Annotated in this window: 17 protein-coding genes; 3 read left to right on the top strand and 14 right to left on the bottom strand. The window is 51.3% G+C overall.

Annotation, left to right across the window (positions count from 1 at the left end; translation table 11 throughout):
* Nucleotides 1–76: 76 nt before the first annotated feature.
* The 14 genes from melA to ACFPYJ_RS09470 all read right to left on the bottom strand — a co-directional run bounded on the left by melA (nucleotide 77) and on the right by ACFPYJ_RS09470 (nucleotide 13,148).
* The gene (melA, locus tag ACFPYJ_RS09535) at nucleotides 77–1,585 is read right to left on the bottom strand and encodes an alpha-glucosidase/alpha-galactosidase (RefSeq protein WP_379187875.1); all 1,509 of its coding nucleotides are present in this window, start codon (nucleotides 1,583–1,585) and stop codon (nucleotides 77–79) included.
* 245 nt (nucleotides 1,586–1,830) lie between these two features.
* A complete protein-coding gene (locus tag ACFPYJ_RS09530; protein ID WP_379187874.1) occupies nucleotides 1,831–2,715 on the bottom strand; it encodes an AraC family transcriptional regulator in 885 nt (294 codons plus the stop codon).
* A gap of 206 nt (nucleotides 2,716–2,921) precedes the next feature.
* On the bottom strand, nucleotides 2,922–4,103 hold the full coding sequence (locus ACFPYJ_RS09525) for a SulP family inorganic anion transporter (RefSeq protein ID WP_379187873.1): 1,182 nt from the start codon (nucleotides 4,101–4,103) through the stop codon (nucleotides 2,922–2,924).
* 112 nt (nucleotides 4,104–4,215) lie between these two features.
* Nucleotides 4,216–5,205: a Gfo/Idh/MocA family protein gene (locus tag ACFPYJ_RS09520; RefSeq protein ID WP_379187872.1), complete on the bottom strand. Its 990-nt coding sequence runs from the start codon at nucleotides 5,203–5,205 to the stop codon at nucleotides 4,216–4,218.
* Nucleotides 5,205–6,215 (bottom strand): Gfo/Idh/MocA family protein, encoded by a 1,011-nt coding sequence (locus ACFPYJ_RS09515; RefSeq protein WP_379187871.1) that lies wholly within the window; start codon nucleotides 6,213–6,215, stop codon nucleotides 5,205–5,207. The genes ACFPYJ_RS09520 and ACFPYJ_RS09515 overlap by 1 nt, the downstream gene beginning before the upstream one ends.
* A 238-nt stretch (nucleotides 6,216–6,453) precedes the next feature.
* On the bottom strand, nucleotides 6,454–7,194 hold the full coding sequence (locus ACFPYJ_RS09510) for an ABC transporter permease (RefSeq protein WP_379187870.1): 741 nt from the start codon (nucleotides 7,192–7,194) through the stop codon (nucleotides 6,454–6,456).
* Nucleotides 7,187–8,110 (bottom strand): ABC transporter ATP-binding protein, encoded by a 924-nt coding sequence (locus ACFPYJ_RS09505; protein ID WP_379187869.1) that lies wholly within the window; start codon nucleotides 8,108–8,110, stop codon nucleotides 7,187–7,189. The genes ACFPYJ_RS09510 and ACFPYJ_RS09505 overlap by 8 nt, the downstream gene beginning before the upstream one ends.
* Before the next feature lie 15 nt (nucleotides 8,111–8,125).
* Entirely contained in the window at nucleotides 8,126–8,977 is an 852-nt protein-coding gene (locus tag ACFPYJ_RS09500) for an ABC transporter permease subunit (protein WP_379187868.1), read from the bottom strand.
* A complete protein-coding gene (locus ACFPYJ_RS09495; protein ID WP_379187867.1) occupies nucleotides 8,974–9,930 on the bottom strand; it encodes an ABC transporter ATP-binding protein in 957 nt (318 codons plus the stop codon). The genes ACFPYJ_RS09500 and ACFPYJ_RS09495 overlap by 4 nt, the downstream gene beginning before the upstream one ends.
* Nucleotides 9,927–11,159 (bottom strand): hypothetical protein, encoded by a 1,233-nt coding sequence (locus ACFPYJ_RS09490; RefSeq protein ID WP_379187866.1) that lies wholly within the window; start codon nucleotides 11,157–11,159, stop codon nucleotides 9,927–9,929. The genes ACFPYJ_RS09495 and ACFPYJ_RS09490 overlap by 4 nt, the downstream gene beginning before the upstream one ends.
* On the bottom strand, nucleotides 11,156–11,677 hold the full coding sequence (locus ACFPYJ_RS09485; RefSeq protein ID WP_379187865.1) for a sigma-70 family RNA polymerase sigma factor: 522 nt from the start codon (nucleotides 11,675–11,677) through the stop codon (nucleotides 11,156–11,158). Before ACFPYJ_RS09485 ends, ACFPYJ_RS09490 begins: the two co-directional genes overlap by 4 nt.
* A gap of 129 nt (nucleotides 11,678–11,806) precedes the next feature.
* Complete coding sequence (locus ACFPYJ_RS09480) at nucleotides 11,807–12,340, bottom strand: DUF3502 domain-containing protein (RefSeq protein WP_379187864.1); 534 nt, start codon at nucleotides 12,338–12,340, stop codon at nucleotides 11,807–11,809.
* A gap of 5 nt (nucleotides 12,341–12,345) precedes the next feature.
* Nucleotides 12,346–12,576 carry a type 1 periplasmic-binding domain-containing protein gene (locus ACFPYJ_RS09475; RefSeq protein ID WP_379187863.1) on the bottom strand — a complete coding sequence of 77 codons (231 nt, stop codon included), beginning with the start codon at nucleotides 12,574–12,576 and terminating at the stop codon, nucleotides 12,346–12,348.
* Between the two features lie 35 nt (nucleotides 12,577–12,611).
* Nucleotides 12,612–13,148, bottom strand: coding sequence for a general stress protein (locus tag ACFPYJ_RS09470; protein WP_379187862.1), 537 nt, complete (start codon nucleotides 13,146–13,148; stop codon nucleotides 12,612–12,614).
* Between the two features lie 207 nt (nucleotides 13,149–13,355).
* On the opposite strand from ACFPYJ_RS09470, the gene ACFPYJ_RS09465 reads away from it, so the two are divergent.
* The 3 genes from ACFPYJ_RS09465 to ACFPYJ_RS09455 all read left to right on the top strand — a co-directional run bounded on the left by ACFPYJ_RS09465 (nucleotide 13,356) and on the right by ACFPYJ_RS09455 (nucleotide 15,013).
* Entirely contained in the window at nucleotides 13,356–13,673 is a 318-nt protein-coding gene (locus ACFPYJ_RS09465) for an STAS domain-containing protein (protein ID WP_379187861.1), read from the top strand.
* An 81-nt stretch (nucleotides 13,674–13,754) separates the two neighbouring features.
* Nucleotides 13,755–14,234, top strand: coding sequence for an anti-sigma B factor RsbW (gene rsbW / locus ACFPYJ_RS09460; protein ID WP_379187860.1), 480 nt, complete (start codon nucleotides 13,755–13,757; stop codon nucleotides 14,232–14,234).
* On the top strand, nucleotides 14,231–15,013 hold the full coding sequence (locus ACFPYJ_RS09455; protein WP_379187858.1) for a sigma-70 family RNA polymerase sigma factor: 783 nt from the start codon (nucleotides 14,231–14,233) through the stop codon (nucleotides 15,011–15,013). Before rsbW ends, ACFPYJ_RS09455 begins: the two co-directional genes overlap by 4 nt.
* The last annotated feature ends 164 nt before the right edge of the window (nucleotides 15,014–15,177 follow it).

Here is a 15,177-nt window from a genome sequence, read left to right as displayed (position 1 = left end):
AGAAATCGCGAACTAAAAAAAGGAGATCCGCCCGCGCATGCGCGGCAGGATCTCCTTTTTCATCATGATCGAATAATTAATGGGCAGCAGCCGGACGTTCCTTCGCTTTGTCGGATTCACCGGCATTACGGTTAGCCGCTTCGCGATCTTCCTTCATTTCCTCGACGGTTTTTGTTTTCAACCGCGCTGCACCCTGGTAGTTCTCGCGGGTAGGAACCAAATTCCCGGAAGCCAAGCGTTCTTTCGCCTCTGCGATTGCGGATTCATACTGCGGCAGCCATTTCGCCTGCGCAACCAGCATTTCATCAGCCATTTGCCAAATTTCTTTGGGGTTGCAAACGGCGCCAACGAGCGGATCCATCATCATAGCTTGGCGCAGCAGCTTATCGTCGCCATGAATAGCAGCCTCTACAGCCAAACGCTGCACGGAAATACTCACGTTGCAGACCGCAGCGCAGCCAAGCGGCAAATCGCCGACAACCGGCATATTAATCCCGTTACGATCCACATAACCCGGCGCTTCGATAATGGCATCGTTAGGCAGATTCGTAATGATGCCGTTGTTGACTACGTTAAAGTGGCCGCGGTAAACACGTCCGGTCTCCAGCCCCTCAATGATGTAAGAGCCGTGCTCCTCGCCGCGTTTCTCAGCGGAATATACGAGAGCATCTTCCTTCATCCAGTTCGGGAAATCCGTCTCGAACCAGTTGCGGCCTTCGGTGCAAACACGCAAATACCCGCCTGTCTCGCCATTAATCCATACGCCAAGATCGATCCAATCAGCAATCTCGTCTGCACGCTTACGGTACCAAGGCACATATTCGCTCAGATGTCCGTTGGATTCTGTGGAATAGTAACCAAAGCGGCGCAGCATATCGATACGGACCTTCTCCGTTTTGCTGAATTCCGGATGCTTCTCGAAAGCTTCAAGCACTTTACCGGTTAAATCTTCACCCTTGTGCTTAACGGAGACATACCAGGTTTGGTGATTGATTCCGGCACAAATAATATCGACTTCTTTCTTCTCGAGGCCAAATGCAGTCGCAATTTGCCAGTGGCCGCCTTGAACGCCATGACAAAGACCAATCGTATTCACGCCGCCGTATTTATTGCAGGCCCAAGTCAGCATCGCCATTGGATTCGCATAGTTCAGAAGCAGTACATTGGGGTCAGCTACCTCGCGGATATCTTTGCAAATATTCATCATCTCCGCAATTCCGCGCTGCCCGTACATGATTCCGCCGGCACACAGCGTATCGCCCACACATTGATCGACGCCGTATTTGAGCGGAATATCGACATCATGCTGGAAGGCCTCCAAGCCGCCGATACGGACGACAACGAAAACATAGCGTGCATCCTTCAATGCTTCGCGGCGGTCAAGCGTGGATTGAATCTTGATATCGAGCTTATTTTCATGGATATCCCGTTGGCAAAGCTGGGTCACCATGTCCAGGTTATGTGAATTTATGTCCGTAAAAGCAACCTCGATATTGCGAAACTCCGGAACCGCCAGCAAATCTCTCAGCAGCCCGCGTGTAAACCCTATACTGCCGGCACCGATAAAAGTAACTTTGAATGACATGGTTTGTTGAACCTCCTAAGGTTTTTTTACAATTTCGATGTTCACGTTCAGCAGCAGAAAATCCATAGAAATATGCTTGACTTTCTGTATTACAACCTGGATCAGCGCCCTGTCAGCTGGAGGTGCGTTCAAGAGCGAATGGGCTTGGTTGTCTGCTTAACAACTATCTACATTGTAGCAGGGAGGCGGAGAATACGTTTTCAATTTTACAACGGGAATCCTCAATCCATGTCAACTATTGAAACTTAATTAAAGCCGGTAAAGGTTTCGACGGATTTACGGTAGGCCGCCGGCGAATATCCCGTATGCTTTTTGAACAGCGCGCTGAAATATTGCCTGCTGTTCAGACCTACATAGTCCGCAATCTCGATGATGGGGACATCGGTCCGGGCCAGGAGCATTTTGGCTTTTTCCACTCTAATTTCCGCCAAATATTCGGTAAGCGTCAGATTCATATTGGATTTGAAAATACGCTGCAAATAGACGGGGTGCAAATTAACCGCGGCAGCAATATCTTTGGCCTGAATATCACAATCATAATGCTGATGCATATATTCCATTGCTCGCCTTACATAGGAATCAATTTGCCGGACTGCGCTATCCTTGGCCTCTTCTGCCGCCAGCCTTGCAACTCTAACGATAAGCTGAGATACCAGAAGATGCGTCATGCTTACATTATTAGTCCCTCCGTTATCGAGCTCCATCACCAGGCTTTTGAGCGTATGATAAACATCGCTGGGATCACGCATCACAATATAACTGTATTCGCGCTGAAGCAGCTCCTTCAACACGCCATTGCTCTCAGCCAGCTGTTTCATGGATGGCAGAATACTCCCGCATGCCGTGAATATAAACTCCACGTTCAGCATGCGGCACGGCCCCTCGGCCACAATCAGCCGGTGGGTAACGCCGGAATTGAGCAGAATGAGATCCCCCTTGCGCATCGCAATGGACTGGTCCTCCGTATCCACCCTGCAGACACCCGAAATCACATACATAATCTCATTCGTCTCATGCGTATGAAAACCCATTTGAAAATCATTCCACTGTTTATAGTAATACGCGATAATGTCAGGGCGGTATTCGCCGTTTAGCCAATGCGGGTTGAACAGACTTTGCTTAGCCGCCATAACAATACCTCCATTCCAAGATCGTTAATCGGCTTCTATTCTACTTTCATAATTGTCTTTGCGTCTATTATTTGTCAAGTTGTTCAATTGCATAAATCCTCTTGGCATTTCCAGTACAAAAGCACTTCCAAATCCCCTTCCTTGCATGAAAAAAGCGGCTGCCCCGGATTCCACTCCATGAACAGCCGCTTAAATCAGATATGCGTTTAATTGGTTGAATCAACGGTACGAAGCCGTGATTTAACGGCAAGCCAGATGAAGCTTAACGCCACGCCGACAATAACACCGATCGCCAAGTCATGCGTGATCACGACAGAACCTACGGTTACAGCCATTACGACCGTTTCATTAGCCGGTACTTCGCGCATTTTTACAACAGATTTCCAGTCAAAGATCGCCACACATACCATCAGCATAATCCCAATGAGCGCCGCCATAGGAACCAAAGCAAGCACATCGCCCAATACGACTGCGAGCAGCAGCAGAAACAAGGCGGATACTAAGGTGGAGAGCCGCTGTCTACCGCCCATTTTCACATTCAATACCGATTCAGCGACTAACGCGCAGCCTGCCATCCCGCCGAAGAAACCGGCAATGAAATTGGCAATGCCCTGTCCGCGCATCTCTCTATTCTTATCGGTCTGCTCATCGGTCATCTCATCGAGTAAATTATGGGTCAGCATCGTCTCCGTAAATCCAACGACAGCAAGCGATAACGAATACGGCAGGATAATCAGCAAGGTTTCCCAATTAAAAGGCACATCAGGCAGCAGGAACGAGGGCAGCGAGACGTCCATGACGGCAATATCGCCTATTCGGGATACATCCCCCAAACCGGCTGCCCAAACGGCAAAGGTCAACAAAGCGACCGCAACAAGCGGCGAAGGAATAGCCTTGAAATATCGCGGCAGCACATAAATGATTACCAGCGTTACCCCAACCAGTGCATACATCGTCCATGAAGCATCCTTAAAGTAGCGGAGCTGGGACAGGAAGATCAATATCGCAAGCGCATTGACGAAACCGGTTAAGACGGCCTGCGGCACAAATTTCATCAATCGCCCAAGCTTGAATACACCCATGAAATACTGAATGATACCGGTCAATACCGTTGCTGCGAACAAATACGCGATGCCATGCTCCTTGACAAGCGTCAGCATGAGGACTGCCATTGATCCAGCCGCCGCTGAAATCATACCCGGACGGCCGCCAAGAAAAGTGGTCACGAGCAGTATACAAATCGTCGCATAAATACCAACAGTGGGCGGTACGCCTGCCATGAAAGAGAAAGCCAAGGAGTCCGGAACAAGGGCAAGTGTAGCGGTCATTCCCGCCAGCACGTTCACCTTCACATTCATCGTCCATTGTTTACGCCAATCAGCAATCAATTACATTCACCTCAGATAGTTATCTATTCAACAAAGGGCCAATCGATCAGCTTCTACCAAACTGTCCTTTGGTTCTCGAATAGCATAACGTGATCGCAGGTGGAGGTCAACGCTAACTTATCCGTACAGGCTGCTTGGTTGCAGCAGATTCATAGGCAGCCAGTGCAACCTGCACCGCACGCATGCCATCTTCACCCGTTACAGAAGGCTGTCTGTCGCCTTGGATACAGCTTATAAATTCAGCCACTAAGCCCTCATCCATATCAGACCCCCAATTAACCCATGAGGTTTTCATCGTCACATCACTATGCGCAATGATATTTTGCTTGAATAAATCCGTTTTACTTACACCGGCTGTCCCGACAATCTCAAGCGTAACATCCCCCCAGGTAGGGAAAGATTGTGTCCGCGACCACGAAGGATCAAGTGAAGCAATGACGCCATTATCGAATTCGAAGGTGAGCAGGCCGCAATCGTCTACCGGGATGTCATGAAATCTTGTTCCTGCCTCCGCATAAACCTCGGTCACCTCTGCTCCAGGCATGATCCAGCGCATCAAATCAACAACATGAACGGTATGATCCAGAAGCGCACCGCCGCCGGATAGCTCGCGATTCACAAACCATCCCCCGGGCATCGAGCCCCGGTTCGTACCTTGGACAGCAAGAATGGAACCCAGCAATCCCTGCTCGACTGTCTGTTTCATCTGGATTGCCGCAGGGTGGAAGCGGCATGGAAAGGCAGTCATTAATTTGACCTGTGCCCGGGCCGCCGCATCAATCATTCGCTGTGCATCCACCACCGTCGTTGCCAAAGGCTTCTCGCATAATATATGTTTGCCCGCTTGAGCGGCTGAGATGACGATATCCGCATGCATCGCATTCTCCGAGCAGACGATAACGGCATCCGCTGCAGCTTCGGTATCGTTCTCCAGCAGTTTGGCGTAATCCTGAAACAGCGGAGCTCCAAAGTGATTCGCCATCTGCCGTCCGCGTTCTGCATCCTCATCTGCGATGCCAACGATTTCAATACCCAGACGCTTCAGTGACGAAGCATAGGAATAGGCATGCCCATGCGCAAAGCTTATGAGTCCGATCTTCATCACACACTCCCCCTTGCTTGTAGAGTTACCGCTTTTCCCGAATATGCGGATTCAATAGCAGCAAGGCTGATCCGCAGCGCCTCGAACGCATCCGCGCCCGTTACGATTGGTGTTCGTTTATCGGTAATACAGGAGACAAAATGGCGAAGCTCATCCTCGTAGGGGCTGCTGTATAAGGGACTTTCCGGTATCTGAACATTGGGGGTTTCACCCGATGCTTGGCGATGCAGCAGAACCCGGTTTGTTTTCTCCTCATCGGAGTTCATCGATAGAATCCCCTTATCCCCCGCTACCTCAAGCTGTGTCCTGAACCCTTCCGGATAAGCCCATGAACCGACCGCATGCCCGATGGCCCCGCTGGCAAACCGAAGAGATACGAGCGCATGATCATAAACACCCGCACCCCGTGCCAGCAAGGACTTGGCATACACCCGCTCGACTTCTCCAAAGGTCCAGCGCATCCAATCAAAATCATGGATAAGCAGATCCAGCAAAATACCGCCGGACAAATTCATATCGCGGTACCAGCCTTCTGATCCGAGCGGACAGGAGCTTAAACGCTGCGTACGAATGGTTCCGGGCGTTCCAACCGCCCCTTCATCCACAAGCGACTTCGCTTTCGCGTAATCAGGAAAGAAGCGGAGCACCTGACCCACCAGCAGCAGCACGCCTGCCTTGTCGCAGGCTTCGATCATTTCGCCGGCTGCTTCAAGCGACCCCGCAAGCGGCTTCTCACAAATGACATGTTTGCCATAAACGGAGGCTGCCGTTATGGCAGCATCCCGATGCATCGGCGTCGGTAAGCAAATATCGATCACATCCGGCTGCTCCTCATTCATCCATGTCTCCCATGCCGTATAACCCCTCGTCCCGCTTCGCAGCGCAAGTGTTTCTGCTGCATCCGGTCTAACATCTACGATGCCGGCGACCTTCACACCGGGAATTCGTCCATAAGCATCCGCATGAACGCCGCCCATCGCTCCCGCTCCAACAATTCCGACTTTAAGCACCCTCATTCCTCCTCTTCAAGCTTGGTTTGCATCTCTCCCATTGATTCCAATCCCAACCCTAAATTCTTCGCTATATGGTGTATGACTATCATTTCGGGATCGTTCGGAAGCTCTCCTGCTGAACCGGACATCCATTGCATGGGTTCACAATAAAAAAAAGAAACTCCATCGCAGAACGTTCTGCAATGGAGTTCCCTTCTATGCCGTCCATTTCCTATGAATAGCTGCTGCCACATCCTTACCCGCTGTGCACGTCGGCTCTGCGAAAGTAGATCAATACGAAGAGAAGCGGAAGAAGGAAGGCAATCGACATCGTTGCTGCACCCACAGATGCCTTGTTAAGCTCCGGAGACATGTTAAGTACGAGATTGAGCGGAGCACTCCACGGATAATACATAATGTACTTGGACTGCATGATCGTCAGCTCCGAGATGACGGCGAAGACACCGAGTCCCATGGCAGGAATGTAGCTTCGTCCCAGGATCGCGACGGCTGCCGATATCGGAGCAAGAGCAAACTGCAAAGCGAGCAGCAGCCCATATTTGCCAAGGGTTTCCCCCAGGATGGACAAGGTCATGGAATCATGCGGAATGATGTACCCCGACGCCCATGTCAGCAGCATCGAGAGCAGTAACACGGCCGTCATTACGGGTATCACAACAATGAACTTGGCAGCCAGCACCTGATAGCGGGACTCCGGCCCTGTCAGCAGGTTATTCACCGTACGCTCCTGGAACTCCCGCGCGAACATATAGCCGATAAGCAAAGAGAATAAGGTCGGACACATGAGCATGGTCATCAGCATCAGATTATCGCCAAAATAGCTGCTCCAGTGCAGCACGGTTGTCCGGTCATAATTATAGCGGTTCAGCATAACGGCAAAATTCAGCGCAGCCGGAAGCAGCGCCCCGATTACGAGCAGCCATAACATTCTGGATCGTCTCCACTTGATCCACTCGCAAGCGACTAAATTAAACAATCGCCGCACCTCCTTTTATTAAGTGGATAAAGTAATCCTCCAAAGAATCTTTGACCCCGCTTAAGCTGTTCACGAGAATACCTTCCTTATTGAGAAACCGGTTCATCTCTCCCGAATGCTTGCCCTCATCATAGATCCGCAGCCATCCGTCCTCTTCCACCCGGCAGTCCTGAATCTGCATATGTGCGGCCAGCAGCTCTCTGGCCTTCTCCGGCTGATCCACCTGGAGGCCAATATACTGCCTGTTCTTCTCCTTCAGCCGCTGCATCGACGTTTCCTCCAGCATCACGCCGCCGTGAATAATGCCTACTTTCGTCGCAAGCTGCTCGACTTCGCTAAGAATATGGCTTGAGATGAGAATGGTGATCCTGCGCTTCTGCGCCAGCTCCTGAATGAGGTGGCGGATTTCTTTAATGCCCATCGGATCTAAGCCGTTGGTCGGCTCATCGAGAATGAGCAGCTCGGGATGATGCAGAATCGCTCTGGCAATTCCGAGCCGCTGTTTCATGCCAAGCGAATATTGGGCTGCTTTGCGATTGCGCGCCTCCCATAATCCGACGGTATGCAGCGCGTCCTCCAGCGCATCCCGCCCCTTCAGGCCCATCATTCTGCGATGGATATCCAGATTCTCCAGTGCCGTCAAATTCGAGTAGAAGCCCGGATATTCAATGACCGAGCCCACTTTGCCGAATATCTGGTTTCTGCCCGGCTTGATTCTTTCACCGAACAGTTCGACCTTCCCGGACGAAGGCTGAATTAAGCCCATCATCATGCGGATCGCAGTCGTCTTGCCCGCACCATTTTGTCCGAGAAATCCATAAATGTCTCCCTGCTGCAGCGACATGTGAACATTGTCGACGGCTTTGATTTTCTTATAATATTTACACAGTCCTGTAACCTGCATAATCGTCTGCATGAACAAATCCCCTTGTTAAGTAATATCCTTCTTCCGAAACGCGCTGCACCCGAGGAACAGCAGGAGAGCGCCGTATACAATTGAATAAATGATGAACATCACGCTTGGCACATTAATGGTCGAGAAAGGCCCAAGCGACCGCAGCATTTCTGCGTTGAGAGGCAGGTCGAATCCCCCTATAATTTCATAGTTTAAGCGGTGAAACAGCGAATCCGTCGGGATCAGCAGGGAGATCAGCATAGAAACCTTATTGATTGCCAAATTCGGCTGTTTCAAAGTAAACAGATTCTCCGCGAAGCCGCTGAACAGGCCAAGACCATACAGCATGGCACAGGCAACGCCATTGCCAAGCGTAGGGAGAAACGTTGAACCGAGCAAGGACAGCGCTAGCAGCAGCAGCGGGATGAGTAGAAACAGCAGAAACGCCTTCATCAGAGCCAGCGGAAATAATGGAAAGTTCATCAGGTAATGCACCGGAAGCAGGATGGCCCAAAAGAGAATCGCATTATAGAGCAGCATCCAGCAAGCAATGCCCGCATATTTGCCCATATAAACCTTCCACCGGGGAATCGGTCTTGCAAGCTGCGCCAGCATCAATCCGCTCTCCACCTCGCCTGAGATCACACCCATGGTCGAGAAGAATACCAGGAAAGCGGCGATCATCTGGGCGAAAAGCAGCCCCAGCGTGAGTGCTGTCACTCCTTCCAGAAGGGTATAAACAGGCGCGCCGCTCTCCCCTTCCATATGCTGAGAAATTTTCCATAGACCTAAGCTGTACAGCATAATGAAGACCAGCGTAAGGACGCAAGTGATCAGAACGATTTTTTTACGAAAAAGCTCCTTGCCGGCAAAGGTTATCCACATCATGTTCTGAATTCCTCCTGTGCGCCGGACATGGACAGGAACCATTCCCGCAGGCGGCCTTCAACCGGGCGGACCTCATAAATCGTCACGGCTTCCTCTATAAGAACACGGTTCATCCAGCCGATCTGTTCACGGCTGCGTGCCGTTACATCCAGTACGGCCTCGCCGCTTTCATCCGACTTCTTCATACGGAATGTCAGACCGGGAAGAAGCTTCTTCGATACGGCATCGAAGAGCTCCGGGAACCAGCCACCTACATGAATCTCCCAATTCGTTCCGTGACGAAGCAGCTCGTTCATCGGTCCGACTGCACGGAGCTTGCCTTGATGCAGAAAAGCAACCTGATCGCAGACCGCTTCCACATCCTCAAGCAGATGCGTGTTGAGGAAGACTGTTTTCCCTTCTTGGCGAAGACTCTCCAGCAGCTGAACGACTTCATGCCGTCCAATCGGATCTAGCGCGGAGGAGGGCTCATCCAATATAATCAGCTCGGGATCCATGAGCAGCGCGCAAGCAATGCCCAGCCGCTGCTGCATGCCCTTGGAATATTGCCGGACGCGGTCATTCCCGCGATGCTCAATGCCCACCCGGTGAAGCACTTCCTTGAACCGCCCGATCATATGCGGGGACCGGGTCTGCGTCATCGTCATCCCGCTCAGACAAGCATGGTAAGCAAGCACCTCCATGCCAGTCAGCCAATCTTGAAATCGGAATAATTCCGGCAGATACCCCAGCCGGCGCCGCGATTCAGCCGTTCCGATCGGCAGGCCAAACAGCTGGCCGCTGCCTGATGTGGGATGCAGCAGCCCGACGACCATTTTCACAAAGGTGCTTTTACCGGCGCCGTTTGGCCCGAGCAGTCCGAAGATTTGGCCACGATTCAACTCTAGAGAGATATTCTCGCAGCCGCCCCCTCCTGCATAGGTTTTGGTTAAGCCGTTCGTCTGCAGAATCATGATTGAATCAATCCTTTTGCTTCATTAATAAGGCTGTCATCGGAAGGATAATCGGCTGTTGTGCCTCTGAGCTCGTAAACCCAGCCGTCCTGCAGCCAGATGAGCGATCTCTCCCGATCATTCGCGCTTAGAACCGCTTCCTGTCCATCCAGCGTGAGCGCCCTGACATTGTCTCCATTCGTAGGAATCGGCAGGGTATGACGCCAATCACCGATGCCGGCTAATTTCGTGCGAATAGACTCGGGCAGCATCGGCAGATCTAAGACAGCCTCGCGAACCTGCTCCAAATCGACGCCATCCGGTACATCCAAGGCAGGTGCCGGGAATTGAATCAAGGTTTTCCCTGATGCTGCTTCACCTTCCGCCGGCTCGGCCTGCATCAGAAATGTCCCGGGCAGATGAAGCTGAATCGGCTGGCCGTCCACAGATTTAGGGAACGTCGTCTCTCCGCCAAGCACGGTGATCAGCTTATTGATCTCTTTAATATGCAGCTTGAAGATCAATTCCTGCTGCGGCTGGTAGGTGACTTCATTGCCGGCCCCCTGCAGATGCTTAAGGGAATGACCCGCTATACGTCCGGCTTCATCCTGACTCAATATCTTAGTGAGGCCGCCGCCCCGCTGTTCAATATCGCCGTAACGCATCAGATTAAACTGCTTCTCCCCAATCGCTCCTTCTGATATCGCTTGGCGGAAAGCTTCAAAGTCCGCCTCCGTGACGGACACCGTTTCAAAGTGCTGAATGCGGAAATGATTCAGCATGGAAGCCATAGCCTTCTGACCCCAAGGACTGAATAGCAGCAGCCCGGCTACGACAGCAGTCATTCCTGCGGTAACCCATTTCTTCATTCTTCTGCTCTGCTTGCTTCGGCGAATCGTTTCTAGAGGTAATACCGGTTCAGTGAGCTGAGCGGCGCGCTGCACCGTCTGCACTGTTTGCTCCGCGTGCACGGTCTGCTGGGTCGGCACAGCCGACACCTTCTGCACATCTGCTTCCATCTGCTGCTTCGGCACAGCCGGCACTGCCTGCACTGTCGGCACTTCCTGCTGGGTCTGCACAATCGCTTTCCCCTCCACTGTTTGCACCGCCTGCGCCGTCATCTCTACATCTGCGGCCTTCACCCAGAAATCCGCCACCGGCTCCATCTTCACCTTCTCAAACAATCGTTCCCACGCCTGATCGACTTCCGCTTCCGTTACGGTCAATTGGTCCTTCCTATCATCCTTCATGAATCCATAACCTCCTCATCTGGCATATTCTGCTTGAACCGTTTGGCCGCCCGCATGAGCAGCGTTCCCACGATCTGCGGATTGACCTTCAGCGCTTCCGCGATTTCTGCATGGCTGTACCCCTTCTGCTTCAAGAGAAGCGCTTGCCGATCCCGATCGGAAAGCTTGCCGAGCACCTGCCGGACAACATCCCGCTCCCAGCTCCGGATGAGCGTATCTTCATTAGAGGGGTAGACGCGTTCCTCGGCGAGCACCTTATTCTTCTGCCGGTCGATTAATTCATGATTACGCCCCGAAGAACGGTAATGGTCGTATACAATGCGGGTCATTACCCGATGAAGCCAAGCGCCGACACGGTCAAGATCTTCGGGAGGATTCCGGTACAGCCGCAGGAATACTTCCTGGGTCAAATCCTCGGCCGCTTCGCGATCCCCGATCAAGCCGACGATTTTGCGCAAGACTGCAGGGTAATGCTCCCGAAATACAGTTTGAAAACGCGTGATCCCATCGATCTCCATTCCTGCTCACTCCTTCACCTTATAAGACGACAGTTTCATCAGAAAGATAGCACCCACCGCAAAAAAAGAGCAGTCTGCAGGAACTTTAGCCCCTGCAAGACTGCTCTCTTCGATTAGTACAATCTTCATTTAACCTTCAACAAGCTTCTTATAATTATCCAATTGGCTTTGAATTTCAGCCATAACTTTATCATAGCCTGCAGATTTCAGTTTTTCGCGGAACTCTAGAACGGCTTTCTCCGGATCCGAGGTCTTTCCGAAAATAATAGCCGGCAGCTGCTCACCGATTACCTGCGAGATGGAAGTCATTTCAACATCCACTTTCGTTTTGTCGAACACGAATTTACCGTAAGGGAATGGCTTCTTGATCGCATCGTATTTTTTGTATACATCGCCAATACCGCTCCAGTCGGCGTCGCTCGGCACGTCGAATTTATCAACGCGTCCGCCCCAGAAGTCAGTGTAGAAAGCATCTTTGGCCTCATCATAAGCGGCAGGACGCACGCGTTTGCCGTCTTTGATCTCATACTGCACGCCTTCTAAGCCGAAGTTAATCAGCTTGTAAACTTCCTCATCCTGACGAATGAGTTCATAAGCCATCAATGCCCGCTCAGGATGCTTGCTGTGCGCGCCGATCGATGTACCGCCATGCGTAATCGGCATCGAAATCAGGTTGCCGCGTGTATCCGAGAACGATTGAGATGCTCGGTTGCCAGCTCCCCGCCGACGATTTCATTAATCGCGACGCGGTGAAATTCACCCCCCGGCAGATCGCCGTTGATCAGCACGACAGGTACTCTTTTGTTAACTTCCACTACTTCCATGGCCATTTCCCTGCATTTCACGAGATCAATACGGCCGCCGATCATGATTATTCCATCGACCTGCTTCTCGATCAATATGTTTAAATATTGTGATTCATTGGGATGGAATTTTATAAGATTCGCTGCGCCCCGCTTCGGCGCAATGCGGCTTCAGCAGCCCCGCTGCGAGTCAGATCCGGTCCGCCGTCGCTTTGGCTGTTGCCGACGTCTGCCGCTACGACAAGATCGCCGTCCACAATCGCGCTTCGGCAAGCGCTCGCGCTGTCATCTTCCAGCCCAAGGCTCGATAATGCACGCTCGATACCATCGTGATCAGAGAGGACATCCGTTGCGAACAGGGCGAGCCCATTTCCATATGGGGTACCATAGTTGTTCATCATACCGCCTGCATAGATACCTCCCGCAAGCCCTGCCGGAGGAACAATTCCAAGACCCAAGGCAGATTCATCACCGGCTGCTTCACGCGCATCGACCAGCTCATTCACCTCTTCCGCATGGACATTTGTTTCTTCTTCTACCCGGCGGGAGTGCTCCCTGTCCTTGGCCAGCACTTTTATTTCGGTCTTGGTAAAGCCTTCCTGCTCCAAAGCCTGCACCGCTTCGATCGCTTGACCTTCCGACTGAAAAATTCCGATTTTCATCGCCATATGAATGACCTCCTCCAAAGTTTGCTTACCCTTGGTATACCCTGTTTCATTCGGATTCAATCGGATACAATAGAAGATAATCCCACTGCAATCAGGCTGTTTCAAACGCAGGGGTGCAGGGTAAACATCACTAATACGAAAAGTCATTACGAGCCTGACAACCACAATTTACAGGTTCTTATTTTGGGTACAGGAGAGGTCGTTGTTATGAAACAAACAGACAAACTATTTTTGCGCACAGAGAATCAAGAAGGCAAATGCATCGTCTATGTCGGCGGGGAGCTTGATCTTGAATCAGCCGCTCAAATGCGTGCCATTATGGCTCCTCTTGTTGAGTTGACAGACCGGGAGCTCAAGCTCAACCTTCGTGAGCTTCGATACGTCGACAGCACCGGAATCGGGATTTTCGTCTCGGTATTGAAAGCACGCCATGCCAAAAACGCTCCTTTCGTTGTAGAAGCTGTTCCGCCTAATATCCGCAAGCTGTTTGATATGACGGGGATTACACCTTACATCCTTAAATAAGCAGAGGTATTCCTCTTGCTAGCGTACTGCGGCGCAATAACTTACAATGATGTTCACGATGAAAGGAACGAGGTTAAAGCCATGAAGGAAAATGAAGAGATCGTTACATTAACGGTGCCCGCATCGGCAGAATATATTGATTTGGTCCGGCTTACGCTATACGGACTCGCCGTCAAAATCGGATTTTCTTATGAGGAAATCGAAGATATGAAAGTTGCAGTATCCGAAGCCTGCAATAATGCAGTGCTTTATGCATATGGAGATTTGTTACATGGCCAGACAGCACCAGCCCCAGAGGTTACCCCTCATATCGAGGTTCGTTTTATAAAAATGAACGATGCGCTTTCTATTGTTGTCAAGGATGATGGTCGGAGCTTTGACACCAATAGCGTATCTCGTCAGACTGAGCCTATGCACGGTCAATCCGTAGAGGAACTTCAAGCCGGCGGCTTGGGCTTATATCTCATGCAGGCGCTCATGGATCACGTTGAAGTCAACAGCGATAAAGGTACCGAAGTGGTCCTGACTAAACGCCTCATTAGAAGTGGGGAAATGGCATGAATGCACAACCGGCCAAGCAGCCGTCATTATCGAACGCCGAGCTGATTCTGGCTTACCAGAATGACCCGACCAATGATACAGCCACGCTGCTTATCGAGCATTATGAGCCGATGGTTCGAATGGCGGCCGGTAAGATTTCGCGTAATCGTCCTGATTTGTATGAGGATTTGATGCAGGTTGGCCAAATTGCGCTGCTGCGCCTCTTCAAACAGTTTGATATTTCATTAGGCGTACAATTCGAACCTTATGCCATGAAGAGCATCATCGGGCACATGAAGAACTATTTGCGTGATAAATCCTGGTACGTTCAAGTTCCAAGGCGCATCAAGGAGAAGGGAATCGCTGTCCAGCAAGCAGTCGATGATCTGACGATCCGATTGGAACGCTCCCCCCGAATTGAAGAAATCGCGGAATATATGGAGCTTTCGACCGAAGAAACGACAGAGATTCTTGCTGGCCGCGAGCTGTACCATTATGTATCCTTGGATACCCCCATCTCCGAAGACGAGAATACCACAACGCTTGGCGACCTGATCGGCTCTTCTGCCGACGATTATGCCAGCGTCGATAAAAAGCTGGATCTGGAGGCCGCGATGTCGCAGCTCAAGCCTCAGGAGCAGCAGGTTCTGCTGCTGGCTTATCAGGATGGACTGCCGCAGCGCAACATTGCAGACCAACTAGGCGTTTCGCAAATGAGCATTTCAAGGATTCAACGACGGGCGATCGAGAAGCTCAAGCAGCTGCTGAGCGAGAGCGAAGCTGATCCGTTGAATGAGTAACGGCTTCGCTTCAGTGATAAGCACGCCGCAATCAGGCATAGTCGATTGCGCGGCGTGCTTATTTGTTATGAAAGCGCCGCCTAAGGTTGTGCAGGGATCAGGTTCGCGTTATGATGGTAACTATAAGACAGAGCATGTACGGACAAGCAGGAGGCTCGTTAACC

It is taken from the genome of Paenibacillus solisilvae, assembly GCF_042656405.1.
Lineage (GTDB): Bacteria > Bacillota > Bacilli > Paenibacillales > Paenibacillaceae > Paenibacillus_Z > Paenibacillus_Z solisilvae.
This window is presented reverse-complemented; position numbering and strand designations above follow the sequence as displayed.

What these genes read in the sequence shown, in the direction of transcription:
- melA (WP_379187875.1), bottom strand. Translation starts at nt 1,585, where the DNA reads ATGTCATTCAAAGTTACTTTTATCGGTGCCGGCAGTATAGGGTTTACA.
- ACFPYJ_RS09530 (WP_379187874.1), bottom strand. Translation starts at nt 2,715, where the DNA reads ATGGCGGCTAAGCAAAGTCTGTTCAACCCGCATTGGCTAAACGGCGAA.
- ACFPYJ_RS09520 (WP_379187872.1), bottom strand. Translation starts at nt 5,205, where the DNA reads ATGAAGATCGGACTCATAAGCTTTGCGCATGGGCATGCCTATTCCTAT.
- ACFPYJ_RS09505 (WP_379187869.1), bottom strand. Translation starts at nt 8,110, where the DNA reads ATGCAGACGATTATGCAGGTTACAGGACTGTGTAAATATTATAAGAAA.
- ACFPYJ_RS09500 (WP_379187868.1), bottom strand. Translation starts at nt 8,977, where the DNA reads ATGATGTGGATAACCTTTGCCGGCAAGGAGCTTTTTCGTAAAAAAATC.
- ACFPYJ_RS09495 (WP_379187867.1), bottom strand. Translation starts at nt 9,930, where the DNA reads ATGATTCTGCAGACGAACGGCTTAACCAAAACCTATGCAGGAGGGGGC.
- ACFPYJ_RS09490 (WP_379187866.1), bottom strand. Translation starts at nt 11,159, where the DNA reads ATGAAGGATGATAGGAAGGACCAATTGACCGTAACGGAAGCGGAAGTC.
- ACFPYJ_RS09485 (WP_379187865.1), bottom strand. Translation starts at nt 11,677, where the DNA reads ATGGAGATCGATGGGATCACGCGTTTTCAAACTGTATTTCGGGAGCAT.
- ACFPYJ_RS09480 (WP_379187864.1), bottom strand. Translation starts at nt 12,340, where the DNA reads ATGCCGATTACGCATGGCGGTACATCGATCGGCGCGCACAGCAAGCAT.
- ACFPYJ_RS09470 (WP_379187862.1), bottom strand. Translation starts at nt 13,148, where the DNA reads ATGGCGATGAAAATCGGAATTTTTCAGTCGGAAGGTCAAGCGATCGAA.
- ACFPYJ_RS09465 (WP_379187861.1), top strand. Translation starts at nt 13,356, where the DNA reads ATGAAACAAACAGACAAACTATTTTTGCGCACAGAGAATCAAGAAGGC.
- rsbW (WP_379187860.1), top strand. Translation starts at nt 13,755, where the DNA reads ATGAAGGAAAATGAAGAGATCGTTACATTAACGGTGCCCGCATCGGCA.
- ACFPYJ_RS09455 (WP_379187858.1), top strand. Translation starts at nt 14,231, where the DNA reads ATGAATGCACAACCGGCCAAGCAGCCGTCATTATCGAACGCCGAGCTG.